This window comes from Metallosphaera javensis (ex Hofmann et al. 2022) (genome assembly GCF_022064045.1).
Classification (GTDB): domain Archaea; phylum Thermoproteota; class Thermoprotei_A; order Sulfolobales; family Sulfolobaceae; genus Metallosphaera; species Metallosphaera javensis.
On the sequence record NZ_JAKNCW010000007.1, the window covers coordinates 1 to 14,372 of the forward strand.

The 14,372-nt window shown below is 47.6% G+C and carries 15 protein-coding genes and 1 pseudogene; 10 read left to right on the forward strand and 6 right to left on the reverse strand.

What is annotated here, in order from left to right; translation table 11 throughout:
• A pseudogene (locus tag L3N51_RS06420) lies at positions 1-475 on the forward strand (IS6 family transposase); the annotation flags it as partial.
• 35 nt (positions 476-510) lie between these two features.
• Here L3N51_RS06420 and L3N51_RS06425 read toward each other — a convergent pair.
• Entirely contained in the window at positions 511-1,689 is a 1,179-nt protein-coding gene (locus tag L3N51_RS06425; protein ID WP_238026188.1) for an MFS transporter, read from the reverse strand.
• A 396-nt stretch (positions 1,690-2,085) separates the two neighbouring features.
• Between L3N51_RS06425 and L3N51_RS06430 the strand changes: the two genes are divergently transcribed.
• Both L3N51_RS06430 and L3N51_RS06435 read left to right on the forward strand, forming a co-directional pair.
• Positions 2,086-3,303 carry an MFS transporter gene (locus tag L3N51_RS06430; RefSeq protein ID WP_238026284.1) on the forward strand — a complete coding sequence of 406 codons (1,218 nt, stop codon included), beginning with the start codon at positions 2,086-2,088 and terminating at the stop codon, positions 3,301-3,303.
• A 46-nt stretch (positions 3,304-3,349) separates the two neighbouring features.
• Positions 3,350-3,826, forward strand: coding sequence for a hypothetical protein (locus L3N51_RS06435; protein WP_238026189.1), 477 nt, complete (start codon positions 3,350-3,352; stop codon positions 3,824-3,826).
• A 3-nt stretch (positions 3,827-3,829) separates the two neighbouring features.
• Here the strand turns inward: L3N51_RS06435 and L3N51_RS12750 are convergent, their stop codons facing one another.
• Both L3N51_RS12750 and L3N51_RS06445 read right to left on the reverse strand, forming a co-directional pair.
• Positions 3,830-4,471 carry a sulfurtransferase TusA family protein gene (locus tag L3N51_RS12750; RefSeq protein ID WP_238026190.1) on the reverse strand — a complete coding sequence of 214 codons (642 nt, stop codon included), beginning with the start codon at positions 4,469-4,471 and terminating at the stop codon, positions 3,830-3,832.
• A 217-nt stretch (positions 4,472-4,688) separates the two neighbouring features.
• A complete protein-coding gene (locus L3N51_RS06445; protein ID WP_238026191.1) occupies positions 4,689-6,470 on the reverse strand; it encodes a molybdopterin-dependent oxidoreductase in 1,782 nt (593 codons plus the stop codon).
• Positions 6,471-6,521: 51 nt separating this feature from the next.
• On the opposite strand from L3N51_RS06445, the gene L3N51_RS06450 reads away from it, so the two are divergent.
• On the forward strand, positions 6,522-7,115 hold the full coding sequence (locus L3N51_RS06450) for a 2-keto-4-pentenoate hydratase (RefSeq protein ID WP_238026192.1): 594 nt from the start codon (positions 6,522-6,524) through the stop codon (positions 7,113-7,115).
• 206 nt (positions 7,116-7,321) lie between these two features.
• Here the strand turns inward: L3N51_RS06450 and L3N51_RS06455 are convergent, their stop codons facing one another.
• Both L3N51_RS06455 and L3N51_RS06460 read right to left on the reverse strand, forming a co-directional pair.
• Positions 7,322-7,906, reverse strand: coding sequence for a hypothetical protein (locus tag L3N51_RS06455; protein WP_238026193.1), 585 nt, complete (start codon positions 7,904-7,906; stop codon positions 7,322-7,324).
• Positions 7,900-8,805, reverse strand: a complete 906-nt coding sequence (locus L3N51_RS06460; RefSeq protein ID WP_238026194.1) for an AAA family ATPase — start codon at positions 8,803-8,805, stop codon at positions 7,900-7,902. The genes L3N51_RS06455 and L3N51_RS06460 overlap by 7 nt, the downstream gene beginning before the upstream one ends.
• 95 nt (positions 8,806-8,900) lie before the next feature.
• Here L3N51_RS06460 and sepP point away from each other — a divergent pair, with 95 nt between their 5' ends.
• The 3 genes from sepP to L3N51_RS06475 all read left to right on the forward strand — a co-directional run bounded on the left by sepP (position 8,901) and on the right by L3N51_RS06475 (position 11,248).
• Entirely contained in the window at positions 8,901-9,512 is a 612-nt protein-coding gene (sepP, locus tag L3N51_RS06465; RefSeq protein ID WP_238026196.1) for an undecaprenyl-diphosphatase SepP, read from the forward strand.
• 94 nt (positions 9,513-9,606) lie between these two features.
• Positions 9,607-10,926, forward strand: a complete 1,320-nt coding sequence (locus L3N51_RS06470) for an MFS transporter (RefSeq protein ID WP_428846158.1) — start codon at positions 9,607-9,609, stop codon at positions 10,924-10,926.
• A 25-nt stretch (positions 10,927-10,951) separates the two neighbouring features.
• Positions 10,952-11,248, forward strand: a complete 297-nt coding sequence (locus L3N51_RS06475) for a hypothetical protein (RefSeq protein ID WP_238026199.1) — start codon at positions 10,952-10,954, stop codon at positions 11,246-11,248.
• On the opposite strand, the gene wrbA is transcribed toward L3N51_RS06475, so the two are convergent.
• Positions 11,238-11,831 carry an NAD(P)H:quinone oxidoreductase gene (gene wrbA / locus L3N51_RS06480; protein WP_238026200.1) on the reverse strand — a complete coding sequence of 198 codons (594 nt, stop codon included), beginning with the start codon at positions 11,829-11,831 and terminating at the stop codon, positions 11,238-11,240. The genes L3N51_RS06475 and wrbA overlap by 11 nt on opposite strands.
• Positions 11,832-12,001: 170 nt before the next feature.
• Here wrbA and L3N51_RS06485 point away from each other — a divergent pair, with 170 nt between their 5' ends.
• The 3 genes from L3N51_RS06485 (at position 12,002) to L3N51_RS06495 (ending at position 14,339) form a co-directional block, all read left to right on the forward strand.
• Positions 12,002-12,646, forward strand: a complete 645-nt coding sequence (locus L3N51_RS06485; RefSeq protein ID WP_238026201.1) for a DUF3834 domain-containing protein — start codon at positions 12,002-12,004, stop codon at positions 12,644-12,646.
• A gap of 80 nt (positions 12,647-12,726) precedes the next feature.
• The gene (locus L3N51_RS06490) at positions 12,727-13,281 is read left to right on the forward strand and encodes a cysteine hydrolase family protein (RefSeq protein WP_238026202.1); all 555 of its coding nucleotides are present in this window, start codon (positions 12,727-12,729) and stop codon (positions 13,279-13,281) included.
• A 125-nt stretch (positions 13,282-13,406) separates the two neighbouring features.
• The gene (locus L3N51_RS06495) at positions 13,407-14,339 is read left to right on the forward strand and encodes a PEP/pyruvate-binding domain-containing protein (protein ID WP_238026203.1); all 933 of its coding nucleotides are present in this window, start codon (positions 13,407-13,409) and stop codon (positions 14,337-14,339) included.
• The last annotated feature ends 33 nt before the right edge of the window (positions 14,340-14,372 follow it).

The window sequence follows — 14,372 nt, forward strand, 5'->3', positions numbered from 1 at the left end:
GGAGGAGATTGTCCAGCGCGAGAGTTGACGTGCCTGTGTCAGGGGAGTACGCCGTGGACGAGACCAAGGTACTCCTGGTTAAGGGCGTGGCGTACTACCTGTGGGTCGTGAGGGACCTCAACACGGGCGTTATACCCTTCTTCATGGTCACTGAGGCCAGGTCAGGTCTGGACGTGCTAATCCTGGCAGGGGAGTGAGGGAGGTTGAGCTGAGGGTGAGGGGCGAGGTGCTCAGGGCCAGGTACGTCCACGACGGCCTACCCGCGTACAACTTCCTCTCCATGGCAGGGGTAGAACACGAGCACATCACCTTCGGGGTGAGGAACAGGGTTGAACAGGTCTTCAGGACTGTGAAGCACAGGTTGTCAGGGATGGACTTCCACTTCCCGTGGAACTCCAGCAAGTGGAGCCTGAGGAAGTGGTTCTCCACCTACTTCACCGTCTACAACCTGTTGCAATTGTGGCAGGTGAGATAAATTGTTGGACACACTGGCGGAGCTTGTCCAAAAACTTATACGCTCTTTGGAATGAGCGGGGTCAGCACAGTGGATACCACGGCTATTCCGAAAAGCACTAGAAACGAGAAGGTTAAATCATAGTTCATACCCAGTAGTGCTGTAACTAACGCAGTTCCTGCCGCTCCGCCAACGGTATTCCCTACACCCCATACATAGGAGTTGGCCACAGTGAAGAAGTTCTTGGGGAAAACCTGCCCAACGTAACCGAGAAGTATGGGAAATGCAGTGAAGGCTGCAAACGTGAATAACGTGTAGGAAAAAAGTGACAGGTACAGATTCCTGGGATACACAAGGAAGATACCGAAGAAAACAAGACTTAACACGCTACTCAGGGCGAAGGTGGCCCTGCCCCCAAGTCTCTCTGTCAGCCATCCGAACACAGGCTGTCCAAACACTGAACCTAAGAAACCCACGGTAAGGAATATCCCGGTGAACTCCTTTGAAAGGTAAACCTGGTACACGAATTCCCCCAGAAAAGTGGTAGTTCCGCTAATGAACATGCTTCTCATGAAAACAAGCGCTCCCAGCACAATGAGGAACTTGTAGAACTTGCGATCCAATTTTTCCGTGGACTTTCTAACTAGGTTCACGCTTCCCCTTCTCACACCCATAAGGCCCACATATATGGCGAGGGTGACTAAAACCATGTAAAACGTGAAAACTCCAAGCCCGAGGACCTCACCCAAACCGAGGATAAGAAACGATATTACAGACGGCATAACAGCCCTGCCAAGGCTACCCATGGCACCGTTTATGCCAAGCGCTCTTCCAGAGCTTTTTCCAAATATCCTAGCGAGTATTGCTCCTCCTAGGGGATGATAGAAGGCCTGTCCTGAGCCAAGAAGGATGGCTCCCAGAGCAATCAGGGGAATGGCCAATCCTTTCTCCAGAAAGGATAGTGCGAACAGACCAGAGGCCAGAGCCTCCAGGAAGATCCCCAACGCTATAAACTCGGCGTCGGAGTCCCTCTTATCAGCTATATCCCCAATCAGCGGAGATAGTAAACCAGAGAGAAGCGTATAGACTATGGCCAATGCGCCAAGAAATACCACGCTCATCTTCTCCTCAGTGGTATAGTACACGATCAGGAGCGGAAATACCAGAAAAACTCCATCGTTTGAGAAGTGTGCCAGTGAAGTAAATACCAGTGCCCTAAAGCTCTTAGATTCCATAATAAGTATCAAAGATACCTAATAGGCTTAAAATCTTTTGTAAGAAAGATTGAATATTTATATTCTAGTATATATTTTCAATCTAAGATTGAGGATAAGGGAGATAACTCTGGAGCGCTCTTCATTGGTAGATGAATGTTACTCTCGAGAACCACAGCTGACCTAAATTCAAAAGCGTTTTGAACCACTTACTGAACGAGCTTACATGGTAGCCATGTAGAGAGGTCGAAACGTTCTACATTTTGAATTAACTTTTTAATCATAATTTAGATCCTCTACGAGTGGAGAACGAGGAGGACCATTCAAGGGTTGAAATGTTTATACTTGCTTTCAATTCTTACACAATGAGTTACGCGGTGAGGTTGTGCGAACTTGATAAATAGATCGCTGAAGTGGATGTGGTCGGCACTGGTTTTTGGGATCTCCAGCGGTCCCCTTTCAACTCTCGTAACCCTGAACATAATTGATATGGGCGGAGGCCCCCTCATGGTGGCCTATGCCATCACCCTGTCAAACGTGGTGCTGATTCCTGCCTCAATGTTCTGGGGATTTCTTGCCGATAGGTTCGATAGAAGGAAGCTGATTCTTGCAGGTTTCGGTTTCTCCACCCTCTTTCTGGTCCTGGCATCCCAGAGCAACAGCATTCCTGAAGTTGACCTGAATTACGCGGGCTTCACCTTCTTTTCCACGGCATACAGCACTCCCATGAACCTGCTCATCATGGAATCTGCAGAGAAGAAGAAGTGGGCGTCCAGCTTCTCCCTGCTCTCCATGTTATCTTCCATTGGAAATTTGGTTGGCCTCCTCCTGTCCACATTCCTAGTGTTAGTAATAAGAATTACGGAAATGTATGCAATTCTAGCGCTCTTCTCGGGCTCTGCCTTTGTGCTGGCTCTACTTTTCACTCCCAAATCCATGATGCTGGAAAGGACGTCCATGTTGCACAGTATTGAGTCTTTTGCGGTGAGGCTCAAGATGTTACCCCTGATTTTCCTGCATAAGCCCAGGTTGAGCCTTTTCAAGATGTTCAGTCTGAGTAGGCTCACAAAGAAGCCCATTAACTACGTACCCCTTCTCTACATCGCAATAACCATTTTCTACGTGTCAAGCGGGCTGTTCAACACCCTGTATCCAGCAAGCCTTTACAATGAGGGTATTGATAAGAGCCTGGTTCTGGGTATAATCACCGTGGGAATGCTCTTCCAGATACTGACCTTTCATTTCGTTGGTCATTACCTTGAGGACAGAGATGAGAGGGAAGCGTCCTTTAGGTCGTTACTGCTGAGGGGGACAGGTTACATAGTGATGGGTATCTCGTTGTTAACTCCCCTCACTGCGATTATTCTAGGGTTCATCTTCTATCCTCTCTCAGCTGGTGTGGCGTTCTCTCTCTTTTACGCTGCCTCTAATACACTCATTTTCAAGGTGGTTGGCGGAAGGAGACAAGGGACCACATTGGGCGTGTACAGTACCATGGTTGGAGTGGCGCTCTTCTCGGGCTCACTCATCTCTGGTTTTCTCTCGAAGGCAGTCGGTTACACGGGAGACTTCATCGTGGCTGGGACTCTACTCTATCTCTCCGGGAGCATCTTCAGGTATCTGGAGGAGGGATGACGAATATGTGGACAAAGAATTTAACTTGCCGGGAGATGGTGGAACGATGCAGATCCTTCTGGTGGTTGGCGTAGTTATACTGGTGCTTGGGGCAGTTCTGGTGTTTGGCCTATATCCCTACCTTGACTCTCAGGCATCGCAGCAGATACTTAACGGGTTAAATTCCAATATGACGTCCAAAACTCTGGCCCCAAACGGGAGCATTTCCTTCCCCTTTAACGCGAATGGAAAGGCCATCTTTATCTTCTACTATAACTCAACGCCTTCTCCGCTTGAGGTGGAAGGTGTTCCGCAGAACGATTCCTCCGTGACGAGCTCAGGGATATACTATGTTATACCCAACGGTAGCGGTAACCTTCTCCTCGTGAATAACTGGAGCCAGCCTGCTTCCTTGAAGTATTCCTCCACATATTACTACGTGAAGGGAGGTGCACTCCTGGGAATATTTATCCTAGCTGGAATTCCAATGTTAATAATAGGTGCATTCATCACTATATTCGGACTGATCAGAAGAAAAAGATGAAAATCACGTGAGAACTCTGGGGAGGGTCTCCTTGGCCTTCTCTAAATGTTTTCTTATGGCCTTCTTGGCCTGACCGCTCAGCGGGCCTTTATACCACTCTGTTATGTCCAGCGTGATCTCGTTCCCAACCCTATTGGAAACAAACCTCCACCCGAAACTTATCCTAGTCATGGGCAGTTTCTGATAGGCGGTATAGTACACTATATCTCCCCTGGGAAGGGGGTTTAAGGTCACGTACAGTGGGGTTTCCCAGCTAATGAACCACTTCATGTGAAGAATATAACTTCCAGGGGCAACGTTATTCACTGCCTTGATTTGGGGAACGAAGGACATCAATATGGTGGGGTCTGAGAGCTTGTCTCTCAAGTTAACGGGTCCCAGGGTCAGACGTTCTGTATCGCTGACTCCCTCTATCTCGTCTATTTTTGCTGATCCTCTCTCCTTGTAAATGATGAACTTTACGTACTCACCCTCCCTCACGGTCTCATACCTCAGACCAAGCGACTTGCAAAGGGATGGTAATGTAACGTCTATGGCTGGCTCATGATCCGTGAGGACCACTAGCTTACCTGAAGGTATCTTCTGAAGTTCCTTTGCAGCTTTCATCTCTGGGATTGGGCACTCCTCTCCCCTTACGTCCAACACGAACTCCTGCGAGTTAGTTGATGATATGGAAATTCACCTCAGAATCTTCTATCATTATAGTAAAAGATCTTCTAGTTATTAAACTTATGTATTCTAAAAAGTCTTATATCGTTAAAAGGTATTACATCAAGATTATTATATTTAGTTTTAAGAAGGAAACATATCCGCTTATCCCGGAGGACTAGGGAGACGGGACAGAGGTAGATCACCAGTTATCCTAGGTAGAAGAATGGGACCTTCCCGTTATATCAGGCTCGAATCGAATAGGGGGATCTAGTATGATCCTGACCTCATCGTTTAGCCTGGGACCTCCGAACCTGTTCCTAGGTGGCTTAAGAACCGAGTTTATTGATTTTCCTTCACTAAGTAATGAGCTCTTATACACAAATAGGACGTTCTCTGGCAGGTCACCCTTCACTAGCTTTACCCTGATCCTTCCTCCTCTGCCCTCCAGGAAACCCTCTCCTTCATATTTCCCCGAGTAAATCACCGCCTCCCTTTTTCCGTAAACCTCAGTGAATTGGGAGTTGGTGTAATTGGGATGGGCCGAGAATACCAAGACCTCGCCCCTGGGTAGATCCAGCTCTTGCGGTGATGGAAAGGGGTCCACGTTCGCTCTCCCGGGGGAAGTCACGGGTTTCATCTTGACCATACCCTTTCTCTTCAACTCCTCAATCGTGATACCGGTTTTTCTGATGGCCACATTCACTGCATCCCATGGATCCTCCTCAAGGAGAGGATGGCTCAACTCCAGCTCTTTCGAAATCATTCTCATCAACTCCACCTCCGTGACACCTCGCTTGGGCCTGATGGGAGTATTGTAGACCAGATAGGGATGCCAATAACTATAGACTACGTCCTCCTTCTCCAAGAACGTGGCTCCTGGAATTACCACGTTAGCAACCTTAGCAGTTTCAGACCAGAAGGGATCGTGTACCACAAGGAAAAGTTTACCGCTCTCCACAGCTTCACGTATCCTGTCCCCTCCAGGGAGAGTGACCACAGGATTGGAGTTCCAGACAAAAAGAATCTTGAACCTGTCTAGATTGTACCCCACTTCTCCCATTCCGATGGTTTTGGGTTGAATGAAGTGGGTTCCCCTGAGGTACTGAAAGTCTATTCCCCACCCTCCGGAGTTAGAGTAATAGAAACCTCTCTTAATGCCGAGGACCGCAGGGAGGAGAGAGATCAATCCCGCTGAGTGGCCACCATTCCACGACCTCCCGATTGCGAAACCTATCACGGTTAGGGGGCGATAGTACGCATAGAGGTCAGCAAGCTCCCTCACCTGATCCTCCTCCAGGTTCACAGCGTTGAGCAGGTAATCCATATCAAAGAGATCAAGTCTCCTCCTGAGTAGTTCCAGATCCACAAGATCAGGTTTAGCGTATCCCTGCTCCAGGAAGATCTTCATTAGGGCAATAGCCAGATGGGCGTCGCTGCCCGGCCTTATCACATAGGCCTTCTCACTCCTTTTCGCAGTTTCACTCATCCTTACGTCGATTGTGATCTTGTACTTATCCTTGAACATCCTCCAGCCATGGATGAAGCTGAACACCGCCTCTGAGCCCCAGAAGGCTACGGAGGAGAATCCCTCCATGTCCTCTGGAAGAGCCCCCATACTTGTGCCGTAATGCGCCTTTATACCCTCATGACCCTCCAAACTGCAAATGGAGTAGTCCGTGCTGAATGCCCCTATCAGGTTCCACAGTCTGGCCGGGTAATACCACGTTAAAAGGCCTTGATTACCATCGTACTCCACGTGAAGTATTTCCTCAGGTTTCACCTCCCTCATCTTCCTGGCGATCAGGGAGATGGCCTGTCTCAAGTCAACCTGTTTGCCTTCAAGGTAGGCTGAGTCCACCCTGTTCATCTCGTTTCTCCTGAGGTCTGTCCTACCCCTGGAGCAGGTAAAACCGAAGGTTGGCTCGTCCTTCAACGGTTGATATTCCTCGTTAAACACGCATGTATCGTAGCAGTCCCTAGTGCACGCTATCATGCTTACCCATCTACAACATAGCTTTTAAACGTCATTTATGATCATTACCCCATGGATAAGGCGGAAATTCTCATGGAAGCCTACCTCTCCCGAAAGGAGATAGAACCCTTTGACCTGACGGAGGATGAGGCCAAGGCCGTGGGAGACAGGTTTGCTCAGATGTTGGTGGAAAAGGAGGGACTTGGAGGTTACAAGATAACCAAGTCAGGTCTGTGGGGAGTCCTGACCAAGAGGATGATCTCCAAGAGCGAGCTAGAGCTCTGGTTCAGGACCCATAAGCTTGAGGTGGAGATAATTGCCTTGGTGGAGAACGGAAGGGTCTTGAAGACCTTTCTGGGACTTGAGGTTCCGGCAACCAGGTTCACCACGTGGGATCTACCTAAGCACTACATGATCGCAGATGACGCATTCGCTGGAAGGCTCTTCGTGGGAAAGGAGATCGAACCTCCATATGGCCATTTCAAGCTCTTCATCAACGGTGAGCTTGTGGGAGAAGGGGCACCGGCTTACAATCCGCACAATGTAGTGAGGCCGGATCAGAGTGGGTATGTATCTTGCGGTGCTTTCATAGGACCAGTGAAGATATCCAAGGGCGATCTGATCAGGGTAGAGGGAAAGAAGACCATCCAGGTTAGGGCAACGTGATCAGTTTACAGGGTTGAGGACACATCAATCCCTCTTTGCTGGTAGATCACGTTTGATTAAACCCTCCATTTTTTACAACGCGATTCGATTCACGATCATCTAGTACAGGGCTGATAGCATTCCTTGATACATTCACCTTAACCATCTCCATAAATATAATTCTTTAATAATCAATGGACTATCTTGCAATTATTTCCGCAAAATAATTATTTAAAAGATGGAAAAACCTGCGGAAACTGTCTAAACAATTCTTCAACAAAGTTGCGATTAAGATAGATGGCCTGAATATCATCGGCCTTCAAAATCACTTTCAGGTATAGTGATAGCTTGCTCTTCCCGCAGAGATCCATTTTGCCTTGTGTAGCCTTGTATTCTACAAACTGAGTCACCAGCACATCTCCATTTTCATCCAATTTCAATTGCTCAAGAAGCATGCTCTCGATGCAACCTTTGTAATCGCTTACCTTATCTCCAACAACTATTAATATTCTACAACTTTTTCCATTAAAACAAAATTTTATGTAGGGTGGCTCCCTGCGTGTGCTGATTCGTAATTTGCTCACCACCTGATCATAGATATTACCGTACCCCTCGTCATCTCCATCCACCAAGTAACAGACGTTGCCTACGTTCAAGGGTCCCCTTTTCATATCATTATTTATGTCATCCAGAAATTTTTTGAGTACATTACCCTTACCGCCTAGGGGTTGTATGGGCATTGCATACCCCAATCTTTTCAAAATCTCTTCGTCAGTTTTTCCCTCAACCAATATTCTATCGCAACTTACCATATATATCCAGCCCAGCTCAAGGGAGAATCAAAGCTTGACAGATCAGTTAACGAGTATTTGGCATACTTCCTTTCTCTGTTGAAGTAATATATTGCTATGTCACTGGAATCAGATGCGAGCCTGGACGCCATCTTTATGACCTCATTGCTATGGGTTACAATGAACGATTGAACCTCTCTCGCGTCCAGAAGACTTTTTAGCACGTCCCTGACATAATCCGGATGAAGAGAATCCTCTATTTCATCCACTAGTAGAATATTGGCGTAAGATAAGCTGGCCCTGATAAGTTCCTTCTTAAGAAACCCCCTCCCCACGGAGTACACTGGTAATGAAGAATAAAATAACTTAAATTGATCATAATCGTCCTTAAGAATTTCGAATTGACTCTTCCCCCCAGCTTTCTTTGAATAACTTATTATCCTTTCAGGATTATCAAAATTATCAAAATAAACAGAGATATATACAGGAAAATAGTCTGAAGTTCCTCGCGTGTCCTTCACACTTAATGTTGGAATGAGAACAGCTCCACTTCCCTCATTATGGCTAAAGGATATTCGCTCAACAGTGATCTTAGCTATTTCCCTGTTGTCGAGCAGCACAGAAAGCTCTAAAGGACTTACTCTCTTAATCTTGATCTCATTGTTATCAATATGGATCAAGGAATCTCCGATTGTAGCAAAGGACGATAGAGCCTCTCCCCTGCTATTAAACATATAGATAAGCTGGGAATTAGCATCTGACATCATTACCCTGTTAGACAGGAGGAGCGTAGAAAAGAAAATAGCCTCGAGAAAGGAGGTCTTCCCGCTACTGTTCTCCCCAATAATCAGATTTACCCTGCTTACTTTATCATTAAACTTCAATCCTCTAAATCCATCGATGCTGATACTCTTTATCATTGTGATAATCACTCTCTCATTTTATTTAAGTACTAATAGGGACCTTCCCATGAATCATGAAAAACTTTATAGATTTCCCACCGTGCTGAGAAGAGATGAAGTACTACTGGGCTCTGTTATTGGCCTTTCTGGTCGTTGGCGTGATAGTCAAGATTGAATCGGAGCCCAACATGCCGTTGAATATTTACCTTTTCAAGTTGATCAACTATAACCAGGTAAGCGCTCTGAACCCAGTAATGGTTTTTCTTTCCAAGTATGGAAGGGAATACGTCTGGATTCCCCTGACTGCAATTCTTCTCGTCTTCAGGAAGACAAGGAGGATAGCCATAACCCTGGCCGCGTCGTTCATACTTGCAATCATTGTGGGAGAAATCAGCAAATATGCCTTCGCCCAGGGAAGGCCCTTCCTCTACATTCATCCCGATTATCTCCTTGTTCCACCGCCCACTGACTACAGTTTTCCCTCAGGACATGCGTTGATCGTGAGCGATGGTGCTTTAGTCCTGGCCAAAATGGCCCCAAGGTGGCTATGGATCATCATGATGATAGAGGCCGTTCTGGTTTCCTACTCGAGGGTTTACGTTGGAGTACACTGGCCGTACGACGTCATAGCTGGCTGGCTCCTGGGAGGCTGGACATCACTGTTTACCGTGGACTTGGAGAGGAGGGGCACCCTTGCCTTTGTCGAGAAATTCCTCAAGGCATGATTGTTTCAGAGAGTAGATACTAAAGTTTTTTTAACTTGAGTATTTACCAACTGTTATGGCATCGCTGACGTGGAGGAACGTTATAGTTTCTGGGATGGGAGTGCTCACCGACGGTTACAATCTCTACTCCATCTCCCTCACCTCCTTCTTTATACCCTCATCCTTCACCTTTTCCAGCGCGGAACTTGGGTTACTGGTTGCAGGATCCTATTACGGCGCCGCAATAGCTGCATTGCTATTCGGACTACTAGCTGACAGGATAGGGAGGAAGAGAATCTACGGCTTCGACGTTCTAATCATGGCCATTGGCGCAGGGTTACAGGCCTTCGCACAGTCATATGTGGAGCTCTTTTTAGCTAGGCTGATCCTGGGTGTGGGGATAGGTGCGGACTACGTTCTATCCCCCGTCATAGTTGCTGAAAACACTGAGGGAAGAAACAGGGGGAAGGCTATGGTTGTGACCTTTGCCGTAATGTGGGGTCTCGGTGCGGTTATTGCAGCGTTCGTGGAACAGATTGGTCTCATGGCTCACCTTCCCTCAGCCTTGCTCTGGAGGGTTGTTCTGGGAGTGGGAGCCATCCCAGCAATCTCAGTGTTCCTCCTTAGAAGGAAGATCTACGAGACCATGATGTTCGTGTCCAGGGTTAACCCTGAACATCAAGACGCTCCAAGGATAGAGCAGGAACTGGGCAAGCCTCTCCCAAAGGCAAGGGACAACACGCCTTTTCTGAGGAGGCTTTCTTCCTCAGCCCTTCTAATCGTGGCTGCCTCTGTTCTCTGGCTCCTCTACGACATGTACTCCTCAACCTTTGCCATTTTCGGACCCATTACCATAGCGTCAAACCTTGGGCTCTCCCCCATAGAGTTCACCTATGTGGCGCAGTTCTTTGCCGGGATACCAGGTCAGCTGGTTTGCATCTATCTAGTTGATAGAATAGGAAGGAAACCCCTAATTGTGGTGGGATACGCTGGTGTGGCGCTGTGGCTGTTTGCCTACTCCCTTCTCCTGTCCGACCCAAGGATCTTTGGACTGCCCGAGACTCAACTTTCCGTGGCAAAACTGGTGGGAGAAGCGGCCCTCTTGGGTTTCTCCTTCTACATGCTCAACTACTTCTTCTCAGCCGTGGGTCCGGCATCCATCATAGGCTCTGCCATGGTTACCCCTGAACTTGTTCCAACCAAGGTTAGAGCCACAAGCCAGGCAATCAGCGTCAGTGTGGACAGGCTCGCCACTGCCCTTAACATCACGGCTTTTCCCTTGCTTCTATCCCATTATGGGTTGGGAGCTATGGTAGGATTTTATGCAGGGATAGCGCTAATTTCCACCCTCATAACCCTCTTCGTTATTCCCGAAACAAAGGGACAGGAATTGGAGAGAGTTGTTAAGGAGCAGAACGCGGGGAAGCGATTATAAGGGATCTGAACACCAACCATTTTTTATGGAACCGTTTTACTTTAAAAGCTACGATAAGGTAGTAGGTGTGGCAAGGGATCTGAACGAATTGGAAAGGGAGCTTGCCAGGTTATCTAGGGAGGACCCCGGGTGCGTGGAATATCACTTGAAGGAGGGACACGTAGTGGCCTGGTTAAACTACATTGGCGAGAGGGGATTAGCGGAGATCTTGAAGGGTGTGTCCAGTCCCAGAGAGGCCTTATCCAGAATCTCTGAGTTCAGGGCAATACCTAGAAGGGAGACCAGAAGCAGGAAACAAAAAACAAGGAGAGCTAACATCTGAGCTTTCTTGCGACCTCAGTTATTCTCTTCCCCATGAACCTGGCGATGACCTTCTCGTTATCGTCCAAGTTCTTCATACTACCGAGGTGACTGGGTCCGTAAGGGGATCCTCCGGTAGTGGTAGTGGATATCTCCTTTATTCCGTAGCCCAGGGGTACTATAACCATCCCCTGATGATATGCATAGGCACTCATGGTCAGGATAGTGCTCTCGTGGCCTCCATGAATTGTAGCGGCCTCGGTGAAGAAGCCCACTGGCTTTCCGTAAAGCGCCCCCTTGAGCCAGAGATCCCTAGTCTGATCCAAGAAGAACTTTAGCTGGCCAGTGATGTTACCGTACCTGGTTGGAGAGCCCATAACTATACCGTCGGCCCACTCTAAGTCCTGCATTGTAGCCTCAGGAATCTTCTCAATCCTGGAAAGATCTACGTTAAACTTGGCAACAACTTCCTTCGGGAAAAGCTCTGGAACCCTTACCACCTTGACCTCAGCTCCTTCCGCCTTGGCTCCTTCAGCTATTTCCATGGCCAGGTCCACTATACTGCCGTAGCCATAGAATAGTACAAGTATTTTGGGACATGTCATAAGCCACCCCTCATATACTAAGTCTTAAAAAATTGACTAAAAGTTAGACTTTAAACTATTAGACAAATAATCATTTCTTGAAACACGCGAAAACTGCACAATATGTAACATAAAGGGAAAAGTTTGGCAAAAATATTTAATCATAGGTAACATAGATACCTAGGATAACCATGTTAAAGGTAATAGCTGCACCAGGACCTGTTTCCTATCCCATGATAGCTTCCACAATGAAGAACAAGGACATCATGATTGATTTTGGGAAAGAAGGCAGTGCCGATGTAATTCTGGACTCCACCGTGTCCCTTGTGAGGAGGGGAATTAGAACGGATTACATCACCATAAAGGGACTGATGGTGGTCTCTCCTGACGTGGGAAGGAAGATCGGTGTGTGGAGAAAGGGAAGTGCTGCCGACGTTCTGACCAGAGCTCTCCTGGAAAAGAAGGGGTTGAAGGGAGAGGTGGTCTACGCAGATGATATGCCCAAGCTCATGGAGATGCTCAACAGGAAAGAGGTGGACTCCATAGTTGTGGCGTCACCCTTCGCCAAGGGAAAGACATTTGAGGAATTGCTGGGAATACCGGGAAGTTGTGGAGCCTCAGTTAACGGAGATCACGAGGCCTTTATCTCTGCCTACTCAGAGGGTATAGAGCTGATGAAGCAGGACCCGCAGGGAGTGGCTGAGTATATAGCCAAAAAGCTACCCATACAGGCAAATCCACAGATGATAATCAATTTGCCCAAGACTACCGTCCTTGGCGTGGAGAGAATAGCTGACAACTCTCACTTCGAGAACCTGATCAGAAAGCATCTCTGAAACCCTGGATTCTTTAAATATATCAAGACAATTTGTACAAAAAGAATTAGTTTTTTAAATGTAAACTAGCTAAGTTATCCATGGACCTAAAACAGATCCTAACTCCAAATAACTCGATTCTAGTGGTATGGGACGTACAGAACGGCCTAGTAAGGGGAACCTTCAACAAAGATCAATTTGTAAGGGCACTGGAGAGAACTATCGGAGCAGCCAGGAGGGCCAAGATACCCGTGGTATACACGAAGATAACGCCGTTCCCGAGCGGTTTTGAACCCTACGCATCTAGGGTTACGTCAAGGCAGTTCAGGTTCACAAGTGAGGACTTAGAACTCTACGAGAAACCCGCCGAGGGAGAGATTATACTTCCCAAGAACACATGGAGTATCTTTGTAGGGACCAACTTTGAACTTCTCTTAAGGAACTCGGGCAGGAACGCCATAATCTTTACTGGAATTGCTACGGAAATAGGGGTGGAAACAAGTGCCAGGCATGCCTTTGCACTGGGATTCATGCCCGTGATAGTGAGTGATGCTGTCTCCTCCTTCAACAAGGAGGGACACGAGAGGTCGCTTGCCAACATGAAGGACTTCTTCCCGGTGATTACCTCCGAGGAACTCGAGAAAATACTTGGGTGAGATTTCCCAGTTCTTAAGTCCCTATGTAGTTTTTATGAAGATTCGGAAAACCTCGCCCTTAAAGCAGAGGTAGCTCACAAAAGCTCTAGAACATGTTTAAAACTTTGTACTGCTTATCGACGTATATGTATGTGTTTACAATAGATCAATCATCATCTAACATGGTTAGATCGGTGGGCAGGAAGGCTGCCTATCTTGGGGAGCTGACCAGAATGGGTATAAGGGTGCCTTGGGGATTTGTGATCACCAGGTCTGCGTTCAGGAGATTCATGGAGATAAACAGGAACAAGATCAGTGACGTGCTCAGGGGAGCAAACCTGGAGGACCCCAGGGACCTAGAGAGAAGATATGAGATGATCAAGGAGATCATTACCCAGACGGAGATACCGCTTGACATTTCACTTGAGATAGAGCACTATTCTAGGGAGATATCCACGGACATGGTGGCCGTGAGGCCCACAATAACCTCCAGTATGTCAGGCCCCAGCTTTGCTGGGGAAACGGAGACGTTCCTTTACGTGAATAAGGTTGACCTTCCCTTTTATGTGAAGCGGGCCTGGGCGAGTTACTTCAATCCCAGGTCTTTAGCATACAGGATAGCACAGGGGATGCCACTGGAGATAGCTGTGCTGGTCCAGGAAATGATTGATCCGGAGTCAGCGGGAACCGCATTCACCATACATCCTGTAACTGGAAATCCCAACTGGGTCATAATAGAGTCCTCTTGGGGACTGGGACAGGCGGTGACTAGGGGACTGGTGACGCCAGATCGTTTCGTGCTACCCAAGAGGGACAGGGTGATTGCGGAGAAAAGCATTGGGCATAAGCACGTGATGCTTAAGTTTGATCCTAGGCTGGGCGGAATACGGGAGATTCCCCTGGGAGGTAAGGCACTGGAGCCCAGCCTGAGTGACGAAAAGGCCATAGAGCTAGCTAATCTATCCCTGAGAATAGAGGAATTCTTTGGCAGACATGTGAACCTGGAGTGGGCCCTTCAGGACAACAGGTTATACATCCTTGAGGTCAGAGGAGTCAAGACAATGTGGGAGGAAATATGATCCTCCAAGATTTGATTAGACCCTACTTTAACC

Bases quoted from the DNA above. Each gene is read 5' to 3' on its own strand.
- L3N51_RS06430 (WP_238026284.1), top strand. From the start codon at position 2,086: ATGTGGTCGGCACTGGTTTTTGGGATCTCCAGCGGTCCCCTTTCAACT.
- L3N51_RS06460 (WP_238026194.1), bottom strand. From the start codon at position 8,805: ATGATAAAGAGTATCAGCATCGATGGATTTAGAGGATTGAAGTTTAAT.
- wrbA (WP_238026200.1), bottom strand. From the start codon at position 11,831: ATGACATGTCCCAAAATACTTGTACTATTCTATGGCTACGGCAGTATA.
- L3N51_RS06485 (WP_238026201.1), top strand. From the start codon at position 12,002: ATGTTAAAGGTAATAGCTGCACCAGGACCTGTTTCCTATCCCATGATA.
- L3N51_RS06450 (WP_238026192.1), top strand. From the start codon at position 6,522: ATGGATAAGGCGGAAATTCTCATGGAAGCCTACCTCTCCCGAAAGGAG.
- L3N51_RS06470 (WP_428846158.1), top strand. From the start codon at position 9,607: ATGGGAGTGCTCACCGACGGTTACAATCTCTACTCCATCTCCCTCACC.
- L3N51_RS06425 (WP_238026188.1), bottom strand. From the start codon at position 1,689: ATGGAATCTAAGAGCTTTAGGGCACTGGTATTTACTTCACTGGCACAC.
- L3N51_RS06455 (WP_238026193.1), bottom strand. From the start codon at position 7,906: ATGGTAAGTTGCGATAGAATATTGGTTGAGGGAAAAACTGACGAAGAG.
- L3N51_RS06445 (WP_238026191.1), bottom strand. From the start codon at position 6,470: ATGATAGCGTGCACTAGGGACTGCTACGATACATGCGTGTTTAACGAG.
- L3N51_RS06490 (WP_238026202.1), top strand. From the start codon at position 12,727: ATGGACCTAAAACAGATCCTAACTCCAAATAACTCGATTCTAGTGGTA.
- L3N51_RS06475 (WP_238026199.1), top strand. From the start codon at position 10,952: ATGGAACCGTTTTACTTTAAAAGCTACGATAAGGTAGTAGGTGTGGCA.
- L3N51_RS06495 (WP_238026203.1), top strand. From the start codon at position 13,407: ATGTATGTGTTTACAATAGATCAATCATCATCTAACATGGTTAGATCG.
- L3N51_RS06435 (WP_238026189.1), top strand. From the start codon at position 3,350: ATGCAGATCCTTCTGGTGGTTGGCGTAGTTATACTGGTGCTTGGGGCA.
- sepP (WP_238026196.1), top strand. From the start codon at position 8,901: ATGAAGTACTACTGGGCTCTGTTATTGGCCTTTCTGGTCGTTGGCGTG.